General features: G+C 42.2%; 16 protein-coding genes and 4 tRNA genes. 8 read left to right on the forward strand and 12 right to left on the reverse strand.

What is annotated here, in order from left to right; genetic code table 11:
- Positions 1-124: 124 nt before the first annotated feature.
- The gene (locus DBX26_RS16880; RefSeq protein WP_014234181.1) at positions 125-1,456 is read left to right on the forward strand and encodes an anaerobic C4-dicarboxylate transporter; all 1,332 of its coding nucleotides are present in this window, start codon (positions 125-127) and stop codon (positions 1,454-1,456) included.
- A 113-nt stretch (positions 1,457-1,569) separates the two neighbouring features.
- On the opposite strand, the gene DBX26_RS16885 is transcribed toward DBX26_RS16880, so the two are convergent.
- Positions 1,570-2,058, reverse strand: coding sequence for an NYN domain-containing protein (locus DBX26_RS16885; RefSeq protein ID WP_014234180.1), 489 nt, complete (start codon positions 2,056-2,058; stop codon positions 1,570-1,572).
- A 119-nt stretch (positions 2,059-2,177) separates the two neighbouring features.
- Here DBX26_RS16885 and DBX26_RS16890 point away from each other — a divergent pair, with 119 nt between their 5' ends.
- A complete protein-coding gene (locus DBX26_RS16890; RefSeq protein ID WP_118120107.1) occupies positions 2,178-2,618 on the forward strand; it encodes a DUF4174 domain-containing protein in 441 nt (146 codons plus the stop codon).
- Here DBX26_RS16890 and cobA read toward each other — a convergent pair.
- The 4 genes from cobA to nirB form a co-directional block, all read right to left on the reverse strand.
- Positions 2,615-3,385, reverse strand: a complete 771-nt coding sequence (gene cobA, locus DBX26_RS16895) for a uroporphyrinogen-III C-methyltransferase (protein WP_118120109.1) — start codon at positions 3,383-3,385, stop codon at positions 2,615-2,617. The two genes, DBX26_RS16890 and cobA, sit on opposite strands and share 4 nt — an antisense overlap.
- A 174-nt stretch (positions 3,386-3,559) precedes the next feature.
- Positions 3,560-4,408 carry a formate/nitrite transporter family protein gene (locus DBX26_RS16900; RefSeq protein WP_020334836.1) on the reverse strand — a complete coding sequence of 283 codons (849 nt, stop codon included), beginning with the start codon at positions 4,406-4,408 and terminating at the stop codon, positions 3,560-3,562.
- A 187-nt stretch (positions 4,409-4,595) separates the two neighbouring features.
- Positions 4,596-4,919 carry a nitrite reductase small subunit NirD gene (nirD, locus tag DBX26_RS16905; protein ID WP_014234176.1) on the reverse strand — a complete coding sequence of 108 codons (324 nt, stop codon included), beginning with the start codon at positions 4,917-4,919 and terminating at the stop codon, positions 4,596-4,598.
- Positions 4,920-4,932: 13 nt separating this feature from the next.
- The gene (nirB, locus tag DBX26_RS16910; RefSeq protein ID WP_014234175.1) at positions 4,933-7,497 is read right to left on the reverse strand and encodes a nitrite reductase large subunit NirB; all 2,565 of its coding nucleotides are present in this window, start codon (positions 7,495-7,497) and stop codon (positions 4,933-4,935) included.
- A 412-nt stretch (positions 7,498-7,909) separates the two neighbouring features.
- Between nirB and rnk the strand changes: the two genes are divergently transcribed.
- A complete protein-coding gene (rnk, locus tag DBX26_RS16915) occupies positions 7,910-8,317 on the forward strand; it encodes a nucleoside diphosphate kinase regulator (protein WP_014234174.1) in 408 nt (135 codons plus the stop codon).
- Between the two features lie 197 nt (positions 8,318-8,514).
- Positions 8,515-9,486: a sensor domain-containing diguanylate cyclase gene (locus tag DBX26_RS16920; protein ID WP_118120111.1), complete on the forward strand. Its 972-nt coding sequence runs from the start codon at positions 8,515-8,517 to the stop codon at positions 9,484-9,486.
- Positions 9,487-9,585: 99 nt separating this feature from the next.
- On the opposite strand, the gene DBX26_RS16925 is transcribed toward DBX26_RS16920, so the two are convergent.
- Together DBX26_RS16925 and DBX26_RS16930 are read right to left on the reverse strand one after the other, a co-directional pair.
- A tRNA-Cys gene (locus DBX26_RS16925) sits at positions 9,586-9,659 on the reverse strand.
- Between the two features lie 115 nt (positions 9,660-9,774).
- Positions 9,775-9,861 (reverse strand) — tRNA-Leu (locus DBX26_RS16930).
- A gap of 734 nt (positions 9,862-10,595) precedes the next feature.
- Here DBX26_RS16930 and DBX26_RS16935 point away from each other — a divergent pair.
- The gene (locus DBX26_RS16935; protein WP_254063600.1) at positions 10,596-12,818 is read left to right on the forward strand and encodes a hypothetical protein; all 2,223 of its coding nucleotides are present in this window, start codon (positions 10,596-10,598) and stop codon (positions 12,816-12,818) included.
- A gap of 109 nt (positions 12,819-12,927) precedes the next feature.
- Here DBX26_RS16935 and DBX26_RS16940 read toward each other — a convergent pair whose 3' ends face one another.
- Positions 12,928-15,759: an Ig-like domain-containing protein gene (locus DBX26_RS16940; protein WP_254063601.1), complete on the reverse strand. Its 2,832-nt coding sequence runs from the start codon at positions 15,757-15,759 to the stop codon at positions 12,928-12,930.
- 737 nt (positions 15,760-16,496) lie between these two features.
- Positions 16,497-17,291 carry a thioredoxin domain-containing protein gene (locus DBX26_RS16945; RefSeq protein ID WP_118120113.1) on the reverse strand — a complete coding sequence of 265 codons (795 nt, stop codon included), beginning with the start codon at positions 17,289-17,291 and terminating at the stop codon, positions 16,497-16,499.
- Between the two features lie 1,122 nt (positions 17,292-18,413).
- Between DBX26_RS16945 and DBX26_RS16955 the strand changes: the two genes are divergently transcribed.
- From DBX26_RS16955 to DBX26_RS16965, 3 genes are all read left to right on the forward strand, one after another.
- Complete coding sequence (locus DBX26_RS16955; protein WP_118120115.1) at positions 18,414-19,739, forward strand: diguanylate cyclase; 1,326 nt, start codon at positions 18,414-18,416, stop codon at positions 19,737-19,739.
- Between the two features lie 119 nt (positions 19,740-19,858).
- Positions 19,859-20,788 carry a CHAD domain-containing protein gene (locus DBX26_RS16960; RefSeq protein WP_118120117.1) on the forward strand — a complete coding sequence of 310 codons (930 nt, stop codon included), beginning with the start codon at positions 19,859-19,861 and terminating at the stop codon, positions 20,786-20,788.
- Positions 20,789-20,893: 105 nt separating this feature from the next.
- Positions 20,894-21,682: a lipase gene (locus DBX26_RS16965; protein WP_118120119.1), complete on the forward strand. Its 789-nt coding sequence runs from the start codon at positions 20,894-20,896 to the stop codon at positions 21,680-21,682.
- Between the two features lie 48 nt (positions 21,683-21,730).
- On the opposite strand, the gene DBX26_RS16970 is transcribed toward DBX26_RS16965, so the two are convergent.
- The 3 genes from DBX26_RS16970 to DBX26_RS16980 form a co-directional block, all read right to left on the reverse strand.
- The gene (locus DBX26_RS16970; protein ID WP_014234165.1) at positions 21,731-21,985 is read right to left on the reverse strand and encodes a hypothetical protein; all 255 of its coding nucleotides are present in this window, start codon (positions 21,983-21,985) and stop codon (positions 21,731-21,733) included.
- 221 nt (positions 21,986-22,206) lie between these two features.
- A tRNA-Cys gene (locus DBX26_RS16975) sits at positions 22,207-22,280 on the reverse strand.
- Between the two features lie 120 nt (positions 22,281-22,400).
- Positions 22,401-22,487 (reverse strand) — tRNA-Leu (locus tag DBX26_RS16980).
- Positions 22,488-22,764 lie beyond the last annotated feature (277 nt).

Genomic DNA, 22,764 nt, shown 5'->3' on the forward strand with positions numbered 1-22,764 from the left:
GTGAGTTAATACTCGTTCTTAAACATTACTTTGCGTCATCTAAGGTAATGTGAACAACATAAAGTACTTTTCCTGAGAATAGATAAACAATGGAAGCAATTGTTTTGAATAAGGAAATCTGCTCATGCTGTATCTAGAGTTTCTGTTTTTGCTCGTGATGCTTTATATCGGCTCACGCTATGGAGGTATCGGCCTTGGGGTCGTTTCTGGTATCGGTCTGGTGATAGAAGTCTTCATTTTTAAGATGCCGCCGACCTCTCCTCCCGTCACCGTAATGTTAATCATATTAGCCGTGGTTACTTGTGCATCAATTCTAGAAGCTGCGGGTGGTTTGAAATACATGCTTCAAGTCGCGGAGCGCGTGCTGCGTAAGAACCCTAAGCGCGTGACTCTGATTGCTCCCTTTGTTACTTACTTTATGACCTTCTTGCTAGGTACTGGCCATGCGGTGTATTCGATCATGCCAATCATTGGTGACGTTGCACTGAAAAATGGTATTCGTCCCGAGCGCCCAATGGCAGCGGCCTCTGTTGCTTCTCAGATTGCGATTACGGCTTCTCCAATTTCTGCCGCAGTGGTTTACTACTTAGCGCAGTTATCGGATATTCAGCATGAAATCACTCTGCTTTCAATTCTGCTTGTAACAGTGCCAGCTACCTTATTTGGTACATTGCTTATGTCACTTTACAGCTTAAAACGCGGTAAAGAGCTAGAAGACGATGAAGAATACCAAAATCGCCTGAAAGATCCGGTGTGGCGTGAAAAGATCTTAACCACAACCGCGACATCTTTAGATGAAGTGCTTCCGACTAGTGCTCGTAATTCCGTACTTATGTTCATTTCGGCTATCTTGGTTATTGTCGTTATCGCGATGTGGCCGGAAGTTCGTACGATTGTCGATGGTGAGAAGCCAATCAGCATGGCAGTCGTTATCCAAATGATGATGCTCTGCTTTGGCGGTATTATTCTGCTGGCAACGAAAACCGATCCTCGTAAAGTACCTGATGGTGTCGTTTTCAAATCGGGTATGGTGGCTGCCATCGCAATCTTTGGTATCGCCTGGATGTCGGACACATACTTCCAATACGCAATGCCTCAGTTTAGAACGGGTATTGTGGCGATGGTAACCGACTATCCGTGGACGTTTGCACTTGCGCTCTTCATCGTGTCTGTAGTGGTAAACTCGCAAGCCGCAACGGCACGTATGATGCTGCCAGTTGGCTTAGGTTTGGGGCTTGATCCGGCCTTGTTGATTGGTTTGATGCCTGCAGTATACGGTTACTTCTTCATCCCTAACTACCCTTCAGATATCGCAACCGTTAACTTTGATACATCTGGTACGACGAAGATTGGTAAATGGTATTTCAACCACTCATTTATGTCTGTGGGTCTGATTGGTGTGATTGGTGCTTGTTGCTTAGGTTACGTATTAGGACAAATGATCATCCCATCATAGTTATTGCTATTTGAATAAAGACGAGTCATTGTACAAAGTGTACGCCTGAAATGACTCGTCTTTTTTCATGTCTGGTGCTTGCACTCCAGCCATAATCTGTTGTTTCTTACTGTTTAAAGCAGAAAATTCTCATCTATTTCAACGAAAGTGTCTGCACAGTCAATGAGTGTTTGCGATGTCAATTTCGGAACGCCATAAACCGTAACTTTCTTGTTGTATCGCTGTTGAATGCGCTCCACCAGCAAACTAAAGTCACCATCGCCAGAAACAAGAATCACTGTATCGACATCAGGCGCAATCTCGATTGCATCCAGAGTAATACCGACGTCCCAATCGCCCTTCGCGCTGCCATCACGTCTTTGGATAAAAGGCTTTAACATTACCTCAAAACCAACACCTCTGAGGATATGGTGAAACTGTCGTTGCTTAGGATCATTACTCGCAATCGCATAAGCCTTCGCGCTGACAACGTCCTTACCTTGCGTAGCGACATACCAAAACTGGTTGTAATCGAAGTTGCAACGGTAGGCTTCACGGCAGGTGTAATACACGTTCTGTACATCAACCAGAATCGCTATTTTTTGTTTACTTTCCGAAGTCATTTAATTCTATACGTTGTTTATTTGCTGCCTACCCTAAGCCAGTTTGCGAAAAAGCACAATGAGCCATTTCCACTAAACTTAACGTATAAACGAGAGTGTTAGCATTTAAAGGATCAGTCATGAGTAAACCAATCATTTTGATACTACTTTTAGGCTTGGTATCACCGACAACCTTTAGCTACCCCTCTTACGCTCAATACTGGCCGCATCGCAGTGTACTTTTCTTCGCGCCAGCGAACGATGCCCGTGTTAAACAGTTCCTACTTGAAACACTAATGAACGAATGTGAACTTGAAGAACGTGACATCGTCACTTTGGTCATTGCCGAAGATGGTTTTACGTTTCCTAAGGGGATTAAAGAGGAACTGGATGTCTCTGTTTTATCGAAGAAATATGATGTAAAACAGGGTGAATACACTGCTATTTTACTTGGAAAAGATGGTCTGGAAAAGTATCGCTGGGGCGCAGAGACAGACTGGCAATTCATCAACGAGTTAATTGATGAAATGCCAATGCGTAAGCAAGAAATGCGAAGCCAAAGCAGCCCCTGCAAAATTTAATCGTTGACCTCTTGGGGGAACCAAGCCAACTTGTTATGAAGTTGCGTAACGCTTCCAACCACGATCAGCGCCGGACTTTCTGCCTGCGCAGCCATACGAGATAATTCATTCAGTTTGCCAACAAGCACACGCTGCTCTGGCCTTGTACCATTTTCAATAATTGCACATGACATGTCTGGCGCTAAACCATGTGTAATGAGCTTGTCCATGATATATCCACTCTGCTTTAGTCCCATATAAAACACTAAGGTGTTGTTTGACTGCGCTAAAGAGTGCCACTCAATTTCACGACCATCTTTCTGCACATGACCAGTAATGAATTGAACGCTTTGCGCATGATCGCGATGCGTTAGTGGAATACCAGCGTATGCCGTTGCGCCAGCTGCCGCTGTGATACCCGGTACCACTTCGTATTTTATTCCGTATTCGGCAAGCTCTTCTAACTCTTCACCACCACGGCCAAAAATGAACGAATCACCACCTTTTAAGCGAACTACACGTTTACCTTCCTGTGCTTTCTGTACCAAAATCTGGTTAATTTGCTCTTGTGGCACACAGTGAAAATCTAGCTTTTTCCCCACGTAAATCATTTCTGCTCGCGCATTCGCCAACGACAAAATATCTTTAGATACCAATCGGTCATAGACCACCACATCTGCAGATTGAATCGCTTTCCAACCCTTTACAGTGAGCAAATCCGGGTCGCCAGGACCTGCGCCAACAAGTGAAACAAAACCGCTGTTTAACGAGGTGTTAATGGTAGTCATAAAATGGCCTATTGAGAAATTTAGATATAAAGAGTAACACTCTCACTATGCTCTTAGGGCTAAAACCACTCTAAGGAGTTATTACTTTTTATCTCTAAACCTATAAAATATATAGCGAAAGTTAAAAGCATAGAATGGTCCCACCCATCAAGTAGCGGGACCATAACAAGCGAATTATTTAGCCATTGCAGGCTCTGCTTTTACTTCTGTTTCCGCAGTTAGAGAAGGTGCAGTTTTTGCGTGCGTTAAGTACAGTGGCAGACATGTCATCACCAAGCCACCAACAATGTTACCTAAAATGGTTGGGATAAGGTTGAAGTTCAACCAAGTAGCAATACCAAAGTCAGCACCCAGAATCATTCCTAGAGGGAACAGGAACATGTTTACCACGGTATGCTCAAACACAAGTGCGAAGAAGATGAAAATTGGGAACCACATCATCGCTACACGACCAGATACAGAGCGCGCAGTCATGTTACCAATTACGCCTAAACACACCATTAGGTTACAGAAGATGCCGCGTACAAAGCAGGTGATCCATCCGTCCATGCCCATGTTTTCAAAGCCAAGGCTACGTGCCGTTGATACCGCGACAAATTTCTTCGCTACCGCATTGAGTTCTAATGAGAAGTTACCGGTAAGAGAGATCGCGACCAGGTAAGCTACGATAAGAGAGCCGATAAGGTTACCTAAACCGACAAGACCCCAACAACGGAAAATACGCCCCCAAGTAATACCCGGACGGTTTGCAAACTTAGCCAGCGGAGCAAGGCCGAATACGCCAGTAACCAGGTCGTAGCCCATTACACTTAGGATGACAAAACCAACAGGGAAGACCAAAGCCCCTACTACACCCATTCCTGTTTGTACGATGGTCGTTATCGCGACAACAACCGCCAAAGAAAGAATAATACCTGCCATCGTACCGCGTAACAGTAGGTCTCGAGTACTGGTATTGGTTTTTGCTTCACCAACGTTGATCATAGTTTGCACGAACTCAGCTGGTTTAAAGTCTGTAGACATGAACGTGTCCTTATTCAAAAATGAAAGTTAAAAGTTAGAGATTGAATAGAGAAAGGCTTCCCAATTACGACTCGCGGTTGTCGTGGTCATTTCTCGGTGTCCTCCCAGAAACGACCTCCGAGAAGCCTTTACCTATTAAATCTAAGGATTCAATCAATGCCCTCCTCGTTTGAGGAGGGCACATTCGCTAAGCTTGTATCTCGACGTCACCATTGGTAACACGTGTTTTGTACGCTTTCACACTAAAACCTTCGTCTTCCATGCAAACACCGGTGGTTAGGTTAAAACGTTGCTTCTTAAGTGGACTTGCTACCCAAAGCTCGCCTTGGTGCTGACAAATCAAACCACGCGATAACACGTTTGATTGGAAAAACGGATCGGTATTACTAATTGCCAACACTTCTTCCGCTTCAGTCGGGCGAAATACCGCAACTTGCTGACCATTAAACAGTGCACAAACACCGGTACCCGGTACGATTTCGTTGATATGACAGATTTTTTCAAATGACATAATCCACCTTCCCTTAAGCTTCAGTCATGGCTACGTGTAGGATGTCGCCTTTCGCTTCAGGGTGTTTCTCCGTGAAGGTCGCCGGGCGGTGCTGTTCGCGCTCAGGTACAAACACAACGTTTTCATCGCGTTTATCTGAGTTAATAAAGTGTGCAAAGCGAGTCAGTTGTGATTCGTCGTTGATGGTTGCTGTCCATTCACACTCGTACTCATCAACAAGCTTCGCAACGTCTGCTTCTAATTGATCATTAATGCCAAGTTTGTCGTTTACGATCACTTCGCGTAGGTAGTCGACACCACCTTCCATGTTTTCCATCCAAACTGAGGTACGCTGTAGTGGCGCAGCCGTACGGATGTAGAACATCATGAAACGGTCGATGTACTTAATTAGCGTTTCTTTATCCAGATCGCTTGCTAACAGATCTGCGTGACGAGGCTTCATACCGCCGTTACCACACACGTACATGTTCCAACCAGCATCTGTTGCGATGATGCCAAGATCTTTACCTTGCGCTTCGGCACACTCACGAGTACAGCCAGACACGCCGAACTTCATCTTGTGCGGAGTACGGATGCCTTTGTAGCGGTTTTCGATGAATGAGCCCAGACCAACCGAATCTTGAACACCATAACGACACCAGGTTGAACCCACACACGTCTTAGCCATACGAAGGGCTTTAGCGTACGCCTGACCGGTTTCAAAACCAGCGTCGATTAACTTGCGCCAGATCTCTGGAAGATCGTCTTTTTGAGCACCAAACAGACCGATACGTTGGGCGCCTGTCACTTTGGTGTATAAGTTGTACTCTTCTGCGACTGCTGCTAGCGAGCCTAGGGCTTGAGGGGTTACTTCACCGCCAGCCATACGCGGAATCACAGAGTAAGTACCGTCTTTTTGAATGTTACCCAGGAAGTTGTCGTTGGTGTCGTGTAACTTAACCAGTTGTGGTTTAAGAATGTGCTCACCCCAGCAAGACGCTAAAATCGAACCAGCTAGCGGCTTACATACTTCACAGCCGTAGCCTTTACCGTACTTCTCTAGTAGCTCATCGAACGTTTTTATTTCTTCAATGCGAATAAGATGGAACAGCTCCTGGCGAGAGTAAGCAAAGTGTTCACACACGTCGTTCTTCACTTCAATACCCGATTTCGCAAGCTCTGCGTTGAGTACTGAAGTCACAAGAGGAATACAACCACCACAACCAGTACCTGCACCAGTGACGGCTTTAATGTCGCCTAATGTATGGTGACCATCCGCTACCGCCTGTGCTATTTTGCCTTTTGTCACATCAAAACATGAACAGATCACCGCACTTTCAGGCAACGCATCAGCACCTAATGCCGGTTTTTCAGCACCTGCGTGTGCAGGCAGGATAAGCGCATCCGGGTGTTCTGGTAGGTCGATTTCGTTTAGCATGAGCTGCAGTAGATCGCCGTAGTCAGACGTATCACCAACTAGCACCGCACCAAGTAGCTTTTTGTTATCTGCAGAGACAATCAGGCGTTTGTAAACTTCTTGCTCTTCGTTTTGGTAAACGTAGCTCTTACAACCTTCAGTACGGCCATTCGCATCTCCGATTGAACCTACTTTCACGCCAAGCAGTTTCAGTTTTGCAGACATGTCTGCGCCCTGGAATTTACTTTCAGTGTTACCTAACAGGTGATCAACTGCGACGGTTGCCATTTTGTAACCTGGCGCGACAAGGCCATAGAACATGCCATTCCAAGAGGCACATTCACCAATTGCGTAGATGTCTTTGTCTGAGGTCTGACAGTGGTCATTGACTTCGATACCGCCGCGCGCGCCCACTTCCAATTCCATTTGACGAGCAAGTTTGTCTTGAGGGCGGATACCCGCAGAGAAAACAATGAAGTCAGTCTCTAACTCTGTGCCGTCAGCAAAACGCATCACATTGCGTGCGTTTTCCCCTTCCGGAGCAATCTCAAGCGTGTTCTTGCTAGTGTGAACGTTCACACCCATACGCTCGATCTTTTGACGCAGTTGATTACCACCTGCAAGGTCAAGCTGTTCTGCCATCAGTTTTGGGGCGAATTCAACAACATGCGTTTGCACACCTAATGCTTTTAGCGCACCAGCCGCTTCAAGACCTAGTAAACCACCACCGATGACCACACCAGATTTACTGTTCTTCGCACATGCTTCAATCGCTTTGAGATCTTCAATAGTACGGTAAACAAAGCAATCTTTACTTTCATGGCCTTTGATAGGTGGAACAAAAGGAAATGAGCCAGTCGCTAGAATCAACTTGTCGTATTGAACTTCACGGCCTGTATTTGAATACACAATACGGTTTTCACGGTTAACGTTGATGGCACGTTCGCCGATCAACATATTGATGCCATGTTTCTGGTAAAAACCTTCTTTTACCAATGAAAGTTCGTCGGCAGTGTGATGTGAAAAGTAAGAGGAAAGGTGCACACGATCGTAGGCAACTCGTGGTTCTTCGCAGAAAACGGTGATATCCAACTCGGAGACATCCGCTTTCTCGACTAAGTCTTCAATGTAACGATGCCCTACCATACCGTTACCGATGACTACTAGCTTCAACTTGCTCATTATAATTCCTAAGGGTTAGGTTTTTATCACTGAGCCCATTGTCATTTGTGTAAGAAAATTAATACATGATGTAAATCAATTACAATTTCAAACTACCCTAAAGGGGTAGACGCCTGTATTTACGCTTATTATCAATCAAATACCGTAATTTAAGAACATAAAACTGATGATTGAAATACAGTAATAAGTACAATTTAATTCATTAATTTTCATCTCCCTTCACACTTATGAACCTTCTGATTTCTTTATAAAAATCAATCTTATCAATAAAAATCTTTTACTAGCTAATAAGCATTATAAGGACTAGAATCAGATTTCATTCATGTGGTTAATTCATGTGATACATACCCTATTCGACATATAAAAGCCGTCCCATATTTATGAGGCGGCCTTTTGTTTTTGGAGTCAGAAAATGTCAGAAAGCAACCCTATCTATATATCAAATATAGATATTAATAGAATCACAGCTATGCTGGACAAGATGCCAAGTGTCGCTGCCGAGTTAGTAAAACTGGAAGAAGAACTTGATAGAGCAATCGTTGTTGAGCCAGAAGAAATGCCAGACAACGTTGTACGGATGAATTCTACTGTTGAATTTAAGTTCTCTGGTGATGAGAAGGTGTTAACCAGAACACTTGTCTATCCGCAAGACCTAAAAAGCAGCGACGATATTTCAATTTTCGCTCCGGTTGGCAGCGCGTTAATCGGACTAGCTATTGGACAAAAGCTCGACTGGCCGATGCCAAATAAACAAACAAAAACCATTGAGATAGTCAATGTTACCTACCAACCTGAGCAAAGTGGTGCCCTAACTCGCTAGCCTCAGTTGTCCCGGTGCAAAGGAACACCATAACTTTGCACCAGGAGCGCTTATCTTTCCAGCCCACTTTTCTGTGCCAATTTAGCAGCATACTCTAAACTATTCGCTTATATTTCCCCTTAATTCAAAGATACCGAATAGAAAACTTTCGATATGTTTCGTATATTGAATGCACCGAAAACCGTCATACCCGGAACATGGAAGAGTACTTAAAGCGAATAGAGCAATTGGAAAAAGAGAACGAAGATCTCCGACGTCAAAATGCTCGCCTAGAAGAAAAACTCAACGCCGCACTCGATAACAATGGCCTTTGTTTGTGGGAACAACATATCCCCTCCGGCACATTGACGATATTCAACATGCAGTGGGGTAAAATGTTGGGTTATCAGCCTCACGAACTTACTGCCACGGTCGAAACCTGGAAAAACAACCTGCATCCAGAGGATTACGATCTCGCTGTTGGTGCATTTGAGGATCACCTTGCAGGAAAGACTGATCTCTACCAAGTCGTCCACCGCATGATTCATAAAGACGGGACTGACAGTTGGGTTTCCGACAGAGGCCGGATTGTAGAGTATGCAGATGATGGCTCCCCACTTCGTATGATGGGTACCCACATCGACATTACTAATGAAAAACGCTACGAGCAGCAACTGGCAAAACTTGCTAATAGCGATCCGCTTACCGGCCTACTAAACCGAAGTGCCATGGAAAAATGCTTCAAAGAAAATGCGGACCTTTGCCAATCAATTAAACGCTCTCTCATCTTTTTCGATGTGGATAATTTTAAAACCGTCAACGACGAACTGGGTCACCACGCGGGTGATAGTTTATTGATTAGCATTGCGAACAGTCTCAAAGAACTCACACCTACTGACGCACAAATTGCTCGGATCGGTGGTGATGAGTTCGTAATCCTATGTAAAGAGTCCTCTCGAAAAGAACTGGGTGAGTTGTGTGACCGGCTTTTAACCTGCGTGCCTTCCACCATGCAGTCCATCATAAATCTAGATTATGAAAACGCACTGAACGTTGGATTAAGTATTGGCGTGTGTATTTTCCAGGCAAGTACGGGTAACTTCGAAGAGATATATCAAAAAGCCGATGCTGCCATGTACGAGATAAAGAAGAATGGCAAGAATGGTGTCGCGTTTATCGAACTCACTTAACTTACTGACAAGTTAAGTGAGTTATTACTCGATAATTGCACACCTGCATAAAACAGCAGGTACAAAAAAACCAGTCATAAAGACTGGTTCTAAGAATTTTGGAGGCGCCTCCCGGAGTCGAACCGAGGTCCACGGATTTGCAATCCGCTGCATAGCCACTCTGCCAAGGCGCCTTTCTAAATTGTTTGTTCTCTAATTTGATTAGATGGTGCCCCGGGCCGTGCTTGATGGTCCGACACTCGGCCGGTCAGCTCGACGGTGGGATTTTCAATCCACACATCTTTTTGATGGTGCCCCGGGCCGGACTTGAACCGGCACAGCGCGAACGCCGAGGGATTTTAAATCCCTTGTGTCTACCAATTCCACCACCAGGGCAACGCAATCATGCGATGGCAACACCATCTTCTCTACGACCTTTGCCGTGAGAACGAGGCGTACTTTAACCTATTGAGATTAACCGTCAACAAAAAATTTATCTTTTTTATTCAAGTGATTAAAATGCGATCTTTGCGGCTTAATAGCCAAACAATTCGCACAGCGATTAAACATAGTTAAATAAAGAAATCTGAATGCCTATTCTGAATTTAATCTGCAACCTTCGTATTCCAGCAAATCTGCAATTGATATAACACCTCCGATCTCTTCTTATAGGAAGTCGCATGCCAAACTGTAAACCAACTGTACACCTGTTCACTCAGTACACCTACTTAATGTGATGTTTTATCTCTATCCTAACTGATTGAATCAAAAGCGTATTTAGAATTTACAATCAAACCATTTCAACAACTGGTTAACAAACTGTTCACCACAATCATTAAAAAACAGTCTTTCATACACCCTATTTCCTTAAATATCAGACAGTTATGTTTTGGTTTATTTCTTGCTCTGTAGTGTGCAACTGACAGAAGCTTCGAGTTGTCACTATGTACTAATCATTTTGGAGCATCTGTCTTGGGACGGGGGCACATTAGTTAGTGTGTCCAATGATGCCGGATCCAGTGTTGGCATCATTGGATACTCACATCGCCCTTTTATCAACTTTCAATGAAAAAAGAAGGTAGATGATGGAACATTTAATATATAGCCGACATAAAAGATTGCTCAGCGCCATGCTTATAGGTGCGGCAGGTCTTTATGGGCAAACTGCATTAGCTCAGGACCCAGGTGCAGTGGACATCTGTATGGAAGATAGAGCTATAGAGGGAGGTTTAAGTCACCTCACCTGTAAAGCCAACGATATCAAAATCGCAAATGCTAATAATATCGTTGTAACACACATTGATGGTCAACCAGTTGATCCCGATACAGAAACCTGTGTAGCTGGTAAAGACGTAACTTTTGAAGCTGATTTTGAAGTAGTATCTACAGCGAACGCTCGTTATGATATCGGTTTATACTTTCAACGTAACGGGGGAGATGATGCCAGAAGTGGCACATGTAACATTTATACTTTAGGCGGTCAATATTCTACTAATGCTTCACAATTAGACGGGGATTCATGTTGGGATGCAGAACAAGATGCGTTTATTACTCATCAGACTACAATAACAACTCTCTGTCAAGATACTGACGAAGATGGTCAACTCAACTTACCTAACTGTGTAAGTTGGCGTCAACCTGGTGCAAATGAACTCTGTGAAGATTATACAGATACATTCCCTGGAGCTCCTTCAAAATGTAACTGTAATGATGATTACAACATCCCAATCTTTATTCAACCAGATCCACCAACCACCTTTAAATCGGTTAGCCCTTCAACGGGTACAGAGCCTGGTCAGGTATTCCTTTACACCATTTCTATCACCCCAGCTGATGGAACAGGAAATGAGGTATATATAACAAAAATCGAAGATGAAGTGTCATCAAGCACAAATGGTGATTCAGAAACCTTCGTATTGAATGGTGGTCCAGGGGTTAATGATGTTGGAGTAACCAAAGGTAAATACACACTATTGAGTAGTGGGTTAGCAAACGCCTGTGAAGATGTAGTACTCCCTTATATCATTCCGCCAGAAGCCGTTGGGCTTGAATGTACCTATAAGATTGAAATTCTTGATAGCGATTTACCAGATGTCGACGCTCCAGAACTGTTTGAAAACTATGTTCGTTCTACCATCGTTGACGAATATGGTGATGCTGTAGGTGATAATACCTGTGTTACACCTAGTACTGTGGCAACACCAAATCCAAACTGTAGTAATGAAGTCGTAGTATCACTAACCAACGTACCACCTACAATTAGTGTTACAAAACAAGCGAATCCAGATTCAATCGTAGAGAACACCGTTGGTATTCCTGTGACTTATACTGTTGTGATTACTAACACCTCACCACAAGACGATGTAACAATAACTTCTATTAGTGATGATCAATATGATGTCTCTGTAGAAGCTGCCACATGTATGAATCAAGTTCTAGGTAGAAATGTTGGTGTCGATGACTCATGTACGTTCCAATATACAAGAAACGTTACAGGTAACGTTGGAGATCCTGCATTCGAGAATACTGCTTCAGCCACTGCAGTAGACGATGAAGCGGACGAAGCTAGCGACTCTGGTTTGGCGAGTGTTTCGTTTAGTAATAGTCCGGGTGCTATTGAGTTGACTAAAACTCCTCCTGTAGACAACCCAGCAGAAGTAACAGAGTCTGGTGGTAATGTTACTTATACATTTACTATTGAAAATACATCGCCTGTAGATAGTATTACTCTAAAAGAATTGGACGATACGCAACTTGGTATCCTGTTTAATTCCGGTGGTTATCAGGGTGACTGTGACTTCTACGACGACGTTTTAGCACCTGGAGAAACTCGATTCTGTACAATCGCAGACGTCTTCTTACAAGGTGAACCGGGCGTTCCGCATATGAATACCGCTGAAGTGACCGGTGAAACCGATGACGTGGTTCCTGAAATCGTGACAGATACGGATAACGGTAAAGTTGTGTTCTTAAATGAACCAGCAGATATCAACTTGAGTTTTGCTCTGTCGTTGACATTGAATCTAAACATCGCAAATGCTTCAACTTATGAACCTGTTAACTTGAATGCACTAAGTATCGCTGGTACTCCTATTCAAGCAGGTGAAGGTGACGTTCACTACGAGATTACAGCGAGTAATTGTCCAGTATCTTTCCCATACCCTATTGCAGCAAATGGGGAAATGGATTGTACATTTAGCGTTGACTTGCTAACACCTGATGCTTCAGCTGATAATTTATTTAGATCTGCCGGCTCAGGAGGTCTATTGATAATCTCAGTAGCGGATGAAGACGGTGGTCCTGCAGTTGAACCTGTAATTACTGTCAATGCGCAAGCCGTCCTAGCACCTTAATATACTGAGGCTATATGGCTTTTTGTTTGATAAAAGTGTAATGCAATCAAGGTGCAATGGTTTAACCATTGCACCTTTTTATTTTTAACGGGACAAGATCTTACGAAGGTTATTTTTTACCTTTTCCCTTATTGCTTTCTGTTCCAGAAGAACTCGTCATACCAATATTCACTGACGCTGACGCAGTTAGATCACCATCACTGATGGTATAACTAAAACTGTCACTACCTTTAAAGTTTTTCGCTGGTGTATAAATCAACTGACCGTCACCTGAAATTTGAACTGTACCCTTAGCGCCTTGTGTTACAGAGATAACCGTTAAGATGTCCCCTTCTGGATCACTGTCATTTACTAGTACATTGATAACCACTGGGTCTTTCGCTGCCAGCGTAATTGTGTCATCCAAAGCTATAGGCGCGCTATTTGGTTCAACCAAAGCGGCAATCACAACGCTCTCCATCTCACTAGTACTCAAGCTTGAATCTAGCGAATGTTGCACAGAGATCGTTACATTGTAACTGCCATCTGATGCATCTGAACTAACTACTGTGTCTAGTGTTACCGATTTACTTTCACCAGGCCCCAAAGTGACTGTTCCATTGTCTCCATTCCAACCATTAGGAACGCTTAGCGCTACATTGAAAAGAGCAGAATCGCAATTCACACTATCCTGGTTGGTTACTGTCGCTGTGTAACTGATTGTACTACCCGGCTCAAGTTCACCACTTTGGTTTGGAGCCACGGTCAATAGCGGAGTCCCCATCTCGCATACTTCAACTGGAGTTTCGACTAAATAACTCGAAGTTGTACTAGTGTAGTAACTGCTATCAACACTATTAAAGGCGTTGAAAGTAATCGTATAAGTACCATCCGTAGCTAATTCGTCCGAAGTGACATCAAGCGTTACCGTATCGCTTGCACCCGGCGCTAAATCGATAGTGGCAGCCGTTGTTGTCCAACCTGCTGGAGCTTCCGCTTCAATTAAGAAATTAGAAGATGAACAGCTATCACTATCGTTATTGGTCACAGATACCGTGTAGCTCTGCTGGCTACCAGGAACTATAGCGGTACTCTGGTTAGAAGTAACAGAAATAGTTGGCTCAAGCTGAGTACACGTCGGCTCTGCAAAACTAACATGAACGCTTGCACCACTGCTGTCTGCCCACTCAGTAGTGATTGTGATGCCTGCATCTGCGTCGGTATAGCTAGAACCTACAGATAATGCTGAGTCGTTCCAATCTGTAATTTGGCTTGCAGGCGTTAGGTCGATAAGTTGGCTACTGTTCATATCAGACTCTGTACCTAATCGCATTGTTACACCGGATGTAAGTGCTGGGTAACTGCCAAGATAGCTATCAAAGCCTGTAGGCTGACGGTACTCAAGATAATACCAAAGTTTTTGACCACTCGTCGCGTCAACGCCACGTTGGATTTTAACCGCTTTGGCTTCACCTGCTGGCGTAACTTCATAAGGCTCAAGCACGTAGCTGCCATCTGTCGTTGCTTCAACAATTTTACCAGCGATTGACGATGAGTCTGTAGAGAACCAACCTAAGCTGTCTTTATTAAAGGCATTGAAATGGCCAGTAAACCCAGGTGTTCCCATAATTTCTAGACTGTCACCATATTCAATCGTATAGCAATCTCCATTAATAACATCCACGCCACATTCAAGCTTTTTAGCGTGATGTAAACCTAAGTTATGCCCTAATTCGTGCGCAACCGTTCTTAAAGTCAAAGAACCATTTACCCAAGTTCTAGATGGCGTGCCTCCAACCGTGCCTTTTCCTGTCCATCCACAATCTGAAATTTGAGGGAATACAAACACTAAACGACTGTAACTATCTATATCCAAGTGGTTAGAAGCCGCAATTTCTTTAGTGGCTGTATAGATTTGAGCGGTATCACAGACAGAATTAATAGGTAATGTGTAATAGCCTTGCACATCACCAGCGAACCAAGTCTGGTCGTTAGAGTTCTCTCTGTAAAAATCATTAACAGATCCAAAGACTAAGTCGGTCACTTCTTCGACCGTCCAAGGTTCTTGTACATCATCTTGGAAATTTACCAGCATGACCAAAGTCGCCTGTTCGCCAAGCGTGTTAGGTAATGCTGATGTAGTGGTGCTTATTGTTGTGGTCGAAACACTACTTCCATCCGCCATTATAGTGAGACTTTGCTGAGAATCTTCAAGCATTAATAACTCAGAATTTTCACCTATCTCTTCAAACTTCCACCCTTTGGCACGCACTTTCAAACCAGATTGCAGTGACTTTACATTTGCATGGTTTGAGATATGCAGCTCTACACTTCCATCGGCTGTTTTAAGTACATGATGTAAACGACTCTTGCTGTGATCTTCATAGTCTTCGTAAAAGACTTCAAGCTCACCTTCAAGCACTTGTTCTTGCTCTAGAAGTTTCTTAACTTCCTTTGGCATACCTTGTTGCTCTTCGGTGGTAATCGCAACACTAGCCACAGATGCTGGAGATGATTTTACTAGTTCAGTTAACAGTTGCTGACGCTCTTCTGCTAGTGAAATCATCTTATTTAGATAGTTACTTTTTTCGCTTTTTGTAGCGTTTTGGTAGGCAGCCATCGCATTCATCAATGCTTTGGTATTTGCTTGAGCATTTTGACGCTTCTCTGACGCGATATTTTGTCCATAGCTATGATGGTGATTTGCATCTAAACCGATACCATAAGTATCGTCCTGAGATACAGCCGATGCATTGAACAAAAGTGCAGAAGCCCCAAACAGGGTTGTTATGGAAAACTTAAAAGCATTAGTAGCCAATATTTTTGAGTTATAGAGGATATTAAACATACGTAAAATTTTCAGGTCCGTTTCGTTTTGGAAGTTAAATTTCAACCCAGCGTAAAATGACAGCCACGCAATGGCCGCCGGATCATTAGCCAGCAAGCAATGTTTTTTTTGCATATATTTAGTTTTCTTTAAGTAAAGAAAACCATTAGAGACGAGCAGTTCCCACAATCGTTGAATACAACAAAATCGTGTAATGATTAACGGTAAGCTCTAGGTGATAATAATAGAATCTTGAAATTTAAATTCAAACCAACCAATAAATACGTAATTCAATATTGATGATTGGAATATAATAAATCACATTATTATCGCACCAAAGGTGTCATTGTATAATATTCATACCACTAGCCTAATATCCCCCACTGACATTTAAAATAGTATTTATGTACTTCTTAGAAGGTCAAAATACTAGCAAACACATAGATTAAATTTCAACCATATTGATAATAAAAACAATAAATTTTAAATAATTTCATTAAAATCATGAATGTAGGAAAACATTACGATTGTTAAAATGTTTACTCTAATAATATGAAATAAGAATAATATTAGAGCTTTAGTTCTCTATTATTTACACTTTATCACTATCAATATTAATGACTTGTCATACTCATGACCTTTATCTAACTAAATAATGACAAATTATATTTCACACCATAATTTAACATAACAATTACAGTTTATTATCAATTAAGACAATTTAATGAAAAGTTTGCATATCGTATAGAAGTAGTACCAAGCAGATTATATGGACTTTAAATAAAGAAAATAGTGTCTCTTTTTGTGATTTAAATATAGTTTTCTATATTAAAAAGGCAGCCAATTCGGCTGCCTTTTTTATTCATCTATTTTTATTCTTCGGGTTTATTCTTTTCTTTCTCTAGCTCATTAAGTATCGCTTCAAAAGCGGGATAGCGCTGAGCGCCCACTACGATTTGAGGCTCGATAAGTTCACCATTTTCTACCCGACCAATAAGAAAGCTTGGAGTACCTCTCACACCGAGTGATTTACCCAGAGTTAAATCCCCTTCAACTTTATCTGCCACCGATTGATCTTTTAAACAGTCAGTAAACGCTTGCATGTCTAAAGATAAATCTGTTGCGGCTTTTTGATAGAACTCATCACCTAGCTGTTTTGCGTTGGTGTATAACATATCTCGCATTGGCCAGTAGGAATCTTGTTTAAAACTGCATGTCGCAACAATGGCGGCTGGCATGGCTTGGGGATGAAAGTTGAGAGGAAAATCGCGCGCGACGTACTGCACTTTTCCTGTATCGATGAAGTTTTCCTTTATCTGTTTAAACGCATTATCGGTAAAACGCTTGCAATAAGGGCATTGGAAGTCTGAGAACTCAATGATTGCAATTTTTGCTTCTGCACTTCCCAAAACCGGGAGGTTGCCGTCCTCAGTAAAGTTAGGTTGATTAGGCAGTATCGGTGCTTCTTTTTTTGGCGGTTTGAATGCCAGCTCTTTCATATCTTTTACTTCACTTTCAATCTTACCGACTGACTCGGAAAGTTGACTTATCTCCTGTTTAAGTGACTCTATTTCAGATTTCAACTGATCCGTATCTTCTGACTGACAGCCAGAAATTAATGGCAGTAAAACGAACGGAGCTGCCAATCTCACTATGTGCCTTAACATGCTATGCCCCCACTATAAAACAGTGTCGATACGACCTGCTCGTACCTTGCTCTGCAAAAATGAAAGTTGTTCCGTTCCCAGATCTTGAAGATAAGTTGTTTACACCTCACTAGTGTTACATTTATCAGTAATGAATTTTAGATACGACTTTGTCGAGGAATCTCATTACTAGTAATGACCCTAGATGCATAAATAAATTTACAACTTATTATTAAACAGTCACTTCTTTCAATTTGTTAAAAAGTATTGTCAACGTGTTAACATAAGTCAATTTACGTAATAAGGTTAATTGGCTTATAACGATAAATATGGCTTATAAATCAGAGTTATACCTCATTAGTACCATAAATAAGATTTAAACCTATTAATCTAGTCATTAAATGTGCCACTTAAATAAAATCTAAAAGAATTAATAAGCCGGATTACCAGTGGTAATCTCAATTAACAGTTGACTAACTGGTAAACCAACATCATATTTCGAACATTTATTGTCTACTGCTTTGATTTAAATCAACTTATTCTCCGAAGTAAAAAATAAAACCCAATTTTCAACTAACATTAATTATAGATATTGGTTATTTTACGTTTAACACATGAATTATATCGAGTTTTCTGTTTGGTCCGTCACTTTTTATTTATACATGAAATATAGGGAGGATCTATTATGACATTGCGTAATAAAGAACTTACCCTCTTAGTCATCGCGTGCTTAGTATTCTTAGTTTGTATTACACTTGGCCGTTAGATAGATTAGTAGCGCTGAAAGAGCACTTGTCATGTGCTAACTTAACGTAATCATTTTTAAGCTTTTGTGCTCTTTCAGTTTTCTCAAGTTGCCATATAAGCTACTAACGCCAAGAATAGTACTCAGGATACTCGCCCAAACACCTTTCAAGATAAAACCATAAGGCTTAAGACAATCCCCTATCGCTTGTGACAATGGCCCCAAACCTTCTATACGCATCATGAGATGTTATGAACAATACCCTCCCGATTAATATGGTAAATGAACATCATGCTGTGCTAATGTAGCAACTTATGATCGATCGCCTCCAGAACACTACTACTCCAATAGATATGACAAAACTGCAAACTCGGACATTCTTACCGGCTAGGTCATTGATGCGCACTATTACCTGGCTACTATCCGTGATGGTGGTTTCTGTGTTTGGTTGTCTTGTCTACTTCTTAAACTCGTTAGATAGCCTTGCAGCCGATGAATTGTCCCATAGAGTCCAGTTAGCTTTGCAACTTGAGAAGCGTAACGCCAGAGACTCTCTAGAGGAATATTCTTTTTGGGATGAGGCATACCAAAAAATAGAGGTTGAGCGTGACTTGGCTTGGGTCGCAAAAAATTCAGGCGATTATCTCATGAATAAGCATGACTTTGATTTCAGTGTTGCCATTACTCGCGGGGATCAAGAAGTCTACCTAATTAAAAGCGGCGATGCTAAAACCATCAACTATAACGATTTAAAGCAGCCACTTCTTGAGATGATGGCTGTCTCCAAGCAGCTAAATACTGAGAAAAAGCTCACCAACGGCTTGTTCCGTATTGGCCAAGATGTGTATCACATCGTTGGCGGACCTTTTATCAGTGAGCAGAATAAACAAGCGCGCGAAGGGACGTATCTAGCGTTAGGAAAACGTATTGATACCGATTACCTCAGTGAACTTGAAAACGACTATCAACTTTTCGGGCTCAATTTAAACAACAGCGCAGATGGGCTTGTCAGTTACAAGACGCTTTACTCGCCTTCCGGTCAGGTAGTTGCTTACCTATCTTGGCAACCTCACGTTCCTAGTAAGGCGATCATCCCAACAATCACGCTCATAACGATTTTGTTTGCCTTCCTTATTACAGCGGTGACGATGTATATCTTGAAGAAAGAGCAAGTCAGTCGAGAAGAGTATGAAGGCCAGTTGTTCGAGGAAGCAACGACTGACTCTTTAACCAAAGTGAAAAATAGACGCTATTTTATGATGATGGGTGTCAATGAGTTTAATACCTGCAATCTATTAGAAGAAAAGCGGCTTTCTGTTTTGGTTTTGGATATCGACTACTTTAAAAGTATCAATGACAAGTTTGGGCATAGTGTTGGCGATAAAGCGTTGACGCATTTTACTCAAGTGTGTCGAACTGGATTAAGAAAGGCCGATATCTTGGGTCGAATAGGTGGCGAAGAATTTGCCATTATTTTACCGTTAACAGATGCTAAAAAAGCGAAAGAAATTGCGAACAGAATTCGCGTGCTCATTGAGAAGAGCCCCTGCGTTTCTCATGGTAAGTTGATCAATTTAACCGTTAGTATTGGCATCGCAGCCTTTAATCAGCAAGACAACTTTGAAGCTATGCTTGAGGAAGCTGACAAAGCGTTGTACAACGCGAAACATCAGGGTAGAAACCAAGTCATTATTTATCATGACTATACGCAAGAGCTAGGGTAAAGCACGAGCATAGTAAGTAGGCAAGCTTTTCACATGGTCTGCCTCCCCCATCTCGAAGAATTTTGCATTTAGGTATACCATTAACTATCTAAAGCGTCTGCGTTTGGGAGTTTCTGACTATGTCTAAAAAGCCACCGTCTCGTTTGCCGTTATATTCTGATTCTGATCTTAACTTTATCCTTCCTAATTTTCTTATCAGCGAATTTTTCTATGCGAGATCCTTAGAAAAAGACGTCATCCTTGGCCAAGACCCAGAGTTTAACCATCAATACCGCGTCACTTTAAGACGAATGCGTTCGCTAAGTCTTTTGTTAAAAGAACTCTTACCGCAATTTGAACGAAAGCTACTCAAGCCAAGCTTAAAACTAGTAATGAAAAAAACCAACTTGTTACGTGATCTAGATGTATTCATTATGGATAAAGCACGCTATGTCACCATGCTCCCAGAGCATAAGGCGTCATTAGAGCGTATGTTTACCATCATAGAAGACCACCAATTTGAAGAGCAGCAGCGCGTGGCAGATTGGTTAACAAGTAGAAGATACCTTAGTACGTCAATTTTGATTGAAAATAGCCTACGCCGTGCTTTACGCAGCGAAGATCAATCCGAATACATTGATCCGCTAAGTTTTGCAAACAATAAGATCGTGACCCAGTTTCGCCGAGTGAGTAAGTCGATCACCAAAATTTCTGACACAAGTGAGGATAGCGATATTCACGCATTGAGAATCAAATGCAAATCGCTTCGCTACCTCCTTGAATGCTTTTCTGCGCTCTATTCGAAAGATCAGCATAAAGATAACGTTAAACAACTTAAGTTACTGCAAGATAAACTCGGAAACTTTAACGATACCTCCACACAAATCGCTTTTTTCTCTCGCCTGAGAACGACTTCAGCCAAACAAAAAGAAGACAGAAAAGCACTGAAAGCGCTGATCAAAGAAATAAAAAACCAACACAAACAAACTCGCCAGACCATCGTGAGTGATGTAAAACTGTTTCATCAATTCCTTCAGGAATCATCCGCTTTGGATTTGTACCGAGTTTGAACAAGCATCGTTCAATAGCGCTCGTTTCTCTGTAACATGGCTTTTCACGTATTCTTCATAAACTCACTCTAAAGTATTGAGCTGGGCAAGAATAAGAACGATAACGTGAAACCACTAAAACGATACCAATACGAACGTTACGCCGTGTTATGTAATCTGGCTTATCCTCGCGTTTTTAAACAAACTCGTTACGGATTTGATCCTAACGGTCAGAGAGTCATTAAAAACGAGCACGGAAAAATCATGATTCGTGTCCTCTGGAGTAAAAAGAGCGAAGAGGTCGTTGTGGTAATCAAAGGTTCTCATAGCCTTTCTGATTGGTTACTAAACTTCGCAATGTGGACCAAAAGTTGTCGCCAATTAGGCCTGAAATATCGTATCCACGCTGGCTTCTACCACCTGTTATTCCAAGAAAGTATGCCAAGCAGAAATGAAGACAGGCTAGGTTTGAGTGTAATTGAGCGGTTAGAAGACACCGTTGTCCCTCTAATTTTGCAAGGCAAACGCATTACTATTACTGGGCATTCTTCTGGTGGTGCAATCGGCAGTGTTTTTGCTGATTATATCGAGAGCAAATATCCCAAAAGTATCAAACGCGTCGTGACATTTGGCCAACCTGCTATTGGTGACTGGACATTCAAGAAACGATATCAGTTGGGACACAAAACCTATCGAATCTGTTGTGATATCGATATTGTCACTTTCATGCCACCCGTTCCCTTTCTGTACTGGCACGTTGGCAAAATGCTTTGGTTATATAACGGCAGAATTTACGAAAATACGCCGACAATGATTCGATTAGGGCGCTCATTGATAAGTTGGCTATTTCGCCCCTTCTCTTATCATTTGATGAGCAAGTATATTCGTAATAAGGACTTCTTTGACGAAAGGTGAAAGGCCTGAAAAAAGCCGAACTCAATCGGCTTCTGGACAATAGTTGGATTACAAAGATGCGATTTCTTTATCCAATTGATATTTACTGTCAGTGACGATTTTTTCTAATACTTCAACGCGCTGTTTTAATTCCACAACTTGCTTTTTGAGATTGTCCTGGTCTTCTTGGCTCATGGCATTACGCTCAGAGACCTCTAGCGCTCTTAATTCCTTTTTATGGTTCAAGATAAGTTTGACTATCCCGCCGCCAAACAAAGAACCGAACACAATAGCAACCACCAATACATCAGCAACAGATTCCATTCTTTTATTCCTCTAAATTTTGCTTAGATAAAGGTTACTCATTAACCCAATAAATATCAAACAACCCATTGATTACACTTATAGTTTTAAAGAAAACTGCGTGTGTAATAGTAAAATTACTCAGATTGTTTATCGCGTCGTGTTAAGAAGAGTAAGAATAGAAAAGTTTTGGGAGAATTCAAAACGACGAAAGCCAGTCCTGAGACTGGCTTTCTAAATAATGGAGGCGCCTCCCGGAGTCGAACCGAGGTCCACGGATTTGCAATCCGCTGCATAGCCACTCTGCCAAGGCGCCTTTAATATATTTTTTCTCTGTAAGAAGAGATTAGATGGTGCTCTGTGCCGTGCTTGATGGTCCGACACTCGGCCGGTCAGCTCGACGGCGGAATTTTAAATCCACTCATCTTTTGTTTGATGGTGCCCCGGGCCGGACTTGAACCGGCACAGCGCGAACGCCGAGGGATTTTAAATCCCTTGTGTCTACCAATTCCACCACCAGGGCAACGCAATCATGCGATGGGTTAGACACCATCTGTCTCAGCGGCCTTTGCCGTGAGAACGAGGCGTACTTTAACGGAATAATTTATCTGGTCAACAATAAATTTTATCTTTTTGATTTAAGTGCTTAAAAAGCGATCCGACCGGTATAAACCGCGCGCAAACTGAAGATAATTCACTCATCACAGTTACCCCAATTCCTTCGCAACTTATTTTCAGTCAGCCACAATGTCTCATTGAGTCGATGTGATGCTGCCACTTCAAATATTGGATCTTCTTAT

The sequence above is a fragment of the Vibrio sp. dhg genome, assembly GCF_003443775.1.
GTDB lineage: Bacteria > Pseudomonadota > Gammaproteobacteria > Enterobacterales > Vibrionaceae > Vibrio > Vibrio natriegens.

Excerpts from the sequence above, each read along its gene's own strand:
- DBX26_RS16900 (WP_020334836.1), bottom strand. The coding sequence starts at position 4,408 with ATGTCTACAGACTTTAAACCAGCTGAGTTCGTGCAAACTATGATCAAC.
- DBX26_RS16940 (WP_254063601.1), bottom strand. The coding sequence starts at position 15,759 with ATGCAAAAAAAACATTGCTTGCTGGCTAATGATCCGGCGGCCATTGCG.
- DBX26_RS16935 (WP_254063600.1), top strand. The coding sequence starts at position 10,596 with ATGCTTATAGGTGCGGCAGGTCTTTATGGGCAAACTGCATTAGCTCAG.
- DBX26_RS16890 (WP_118120107.1), top strand. The coding sequence starts at position 2,178 with ATGAGTAAACCAATCATTTTGATACTACTTTTAGGCTTGGTATCACCG.
- rnk (WP_014234174.1), top strand. The coding sequence starts at position 7,910 with ATGTCAGAAAGCAACCCTATCTATATATCAAATATAGATATTAATAGA.
- cobA (WP_118120109.1), bottom strand. The coding sequence starts at position 3,385 with ATGACTACCATTAACACCTCGTTAAACAGCGGTTTTGTTTCACTTGTT.
- nirB (WP_014234175.1), bottom strand. The coding sequence starts at position 7,497 with ATGAGCAAGTTGAAGCTAGTAGTCATCGGTAACGGTATGGTAGGGCAT.
- DBX26_RS16945 (WP_118120113.1), bottom strand. The coding sequence starts at position 17,291 with ATGTTAAGGCACATAGTGAGATTGGCAGCTCCGTTCGTTTTACTGCCA.
- DBX26_RS16960 (WP_118120117.1), top strand. The coding sequence starts at position 19,859 with ATGTCTAAAAAGCCACCGTCTCGTTTGCCGTTATATTCTGATTCTGAT.
- DBX26_RS16880 (WP_014234181.1), top strand. The coding sequence starts at position 125 with ATGCTGTATCTAGAGTTTCTGTTTTTGCTCGTGATGCTTTATATCGGC.
- DBX26_RS16885 (WP_014234180.1), bottom strand. The coding sequence starts at position 2,058 with ATGACTTCGGAAAGTAAACAAAAAATAGCGATTCTGGTTGATGTACAG.
- nirD (WP_014234176.1), bottom strand. The coding sequence starts at position 4,919 with ATGTCATTTGAAAAAATCTGTCATATCAACGAAATCGTACCGGGTACC.
- DBX26_RS16920 (WP_118120111.1), top strand. The coding sequence starts at position 8,515 with ATGGAAGAGTACTTAAAGCGAATAGAGCAATTGGAAAAAGAGAACGAA.
- DBX26_RS16970 (WP_014234165.1), bottom strand. The coding sequence starts at position 21,985 with ATGGAATCTGTTGCTGATGTATTGGTGGTTGCTATTGTGTTCGGTTCT.
- DBX26_RS16955 (WP_118120115.1), top strand. The coding sequence starts at position 18,414 with ATGCGCACTATTACCTGGCTACTATCCGTGATGGTGGTTTCTGTGTTT.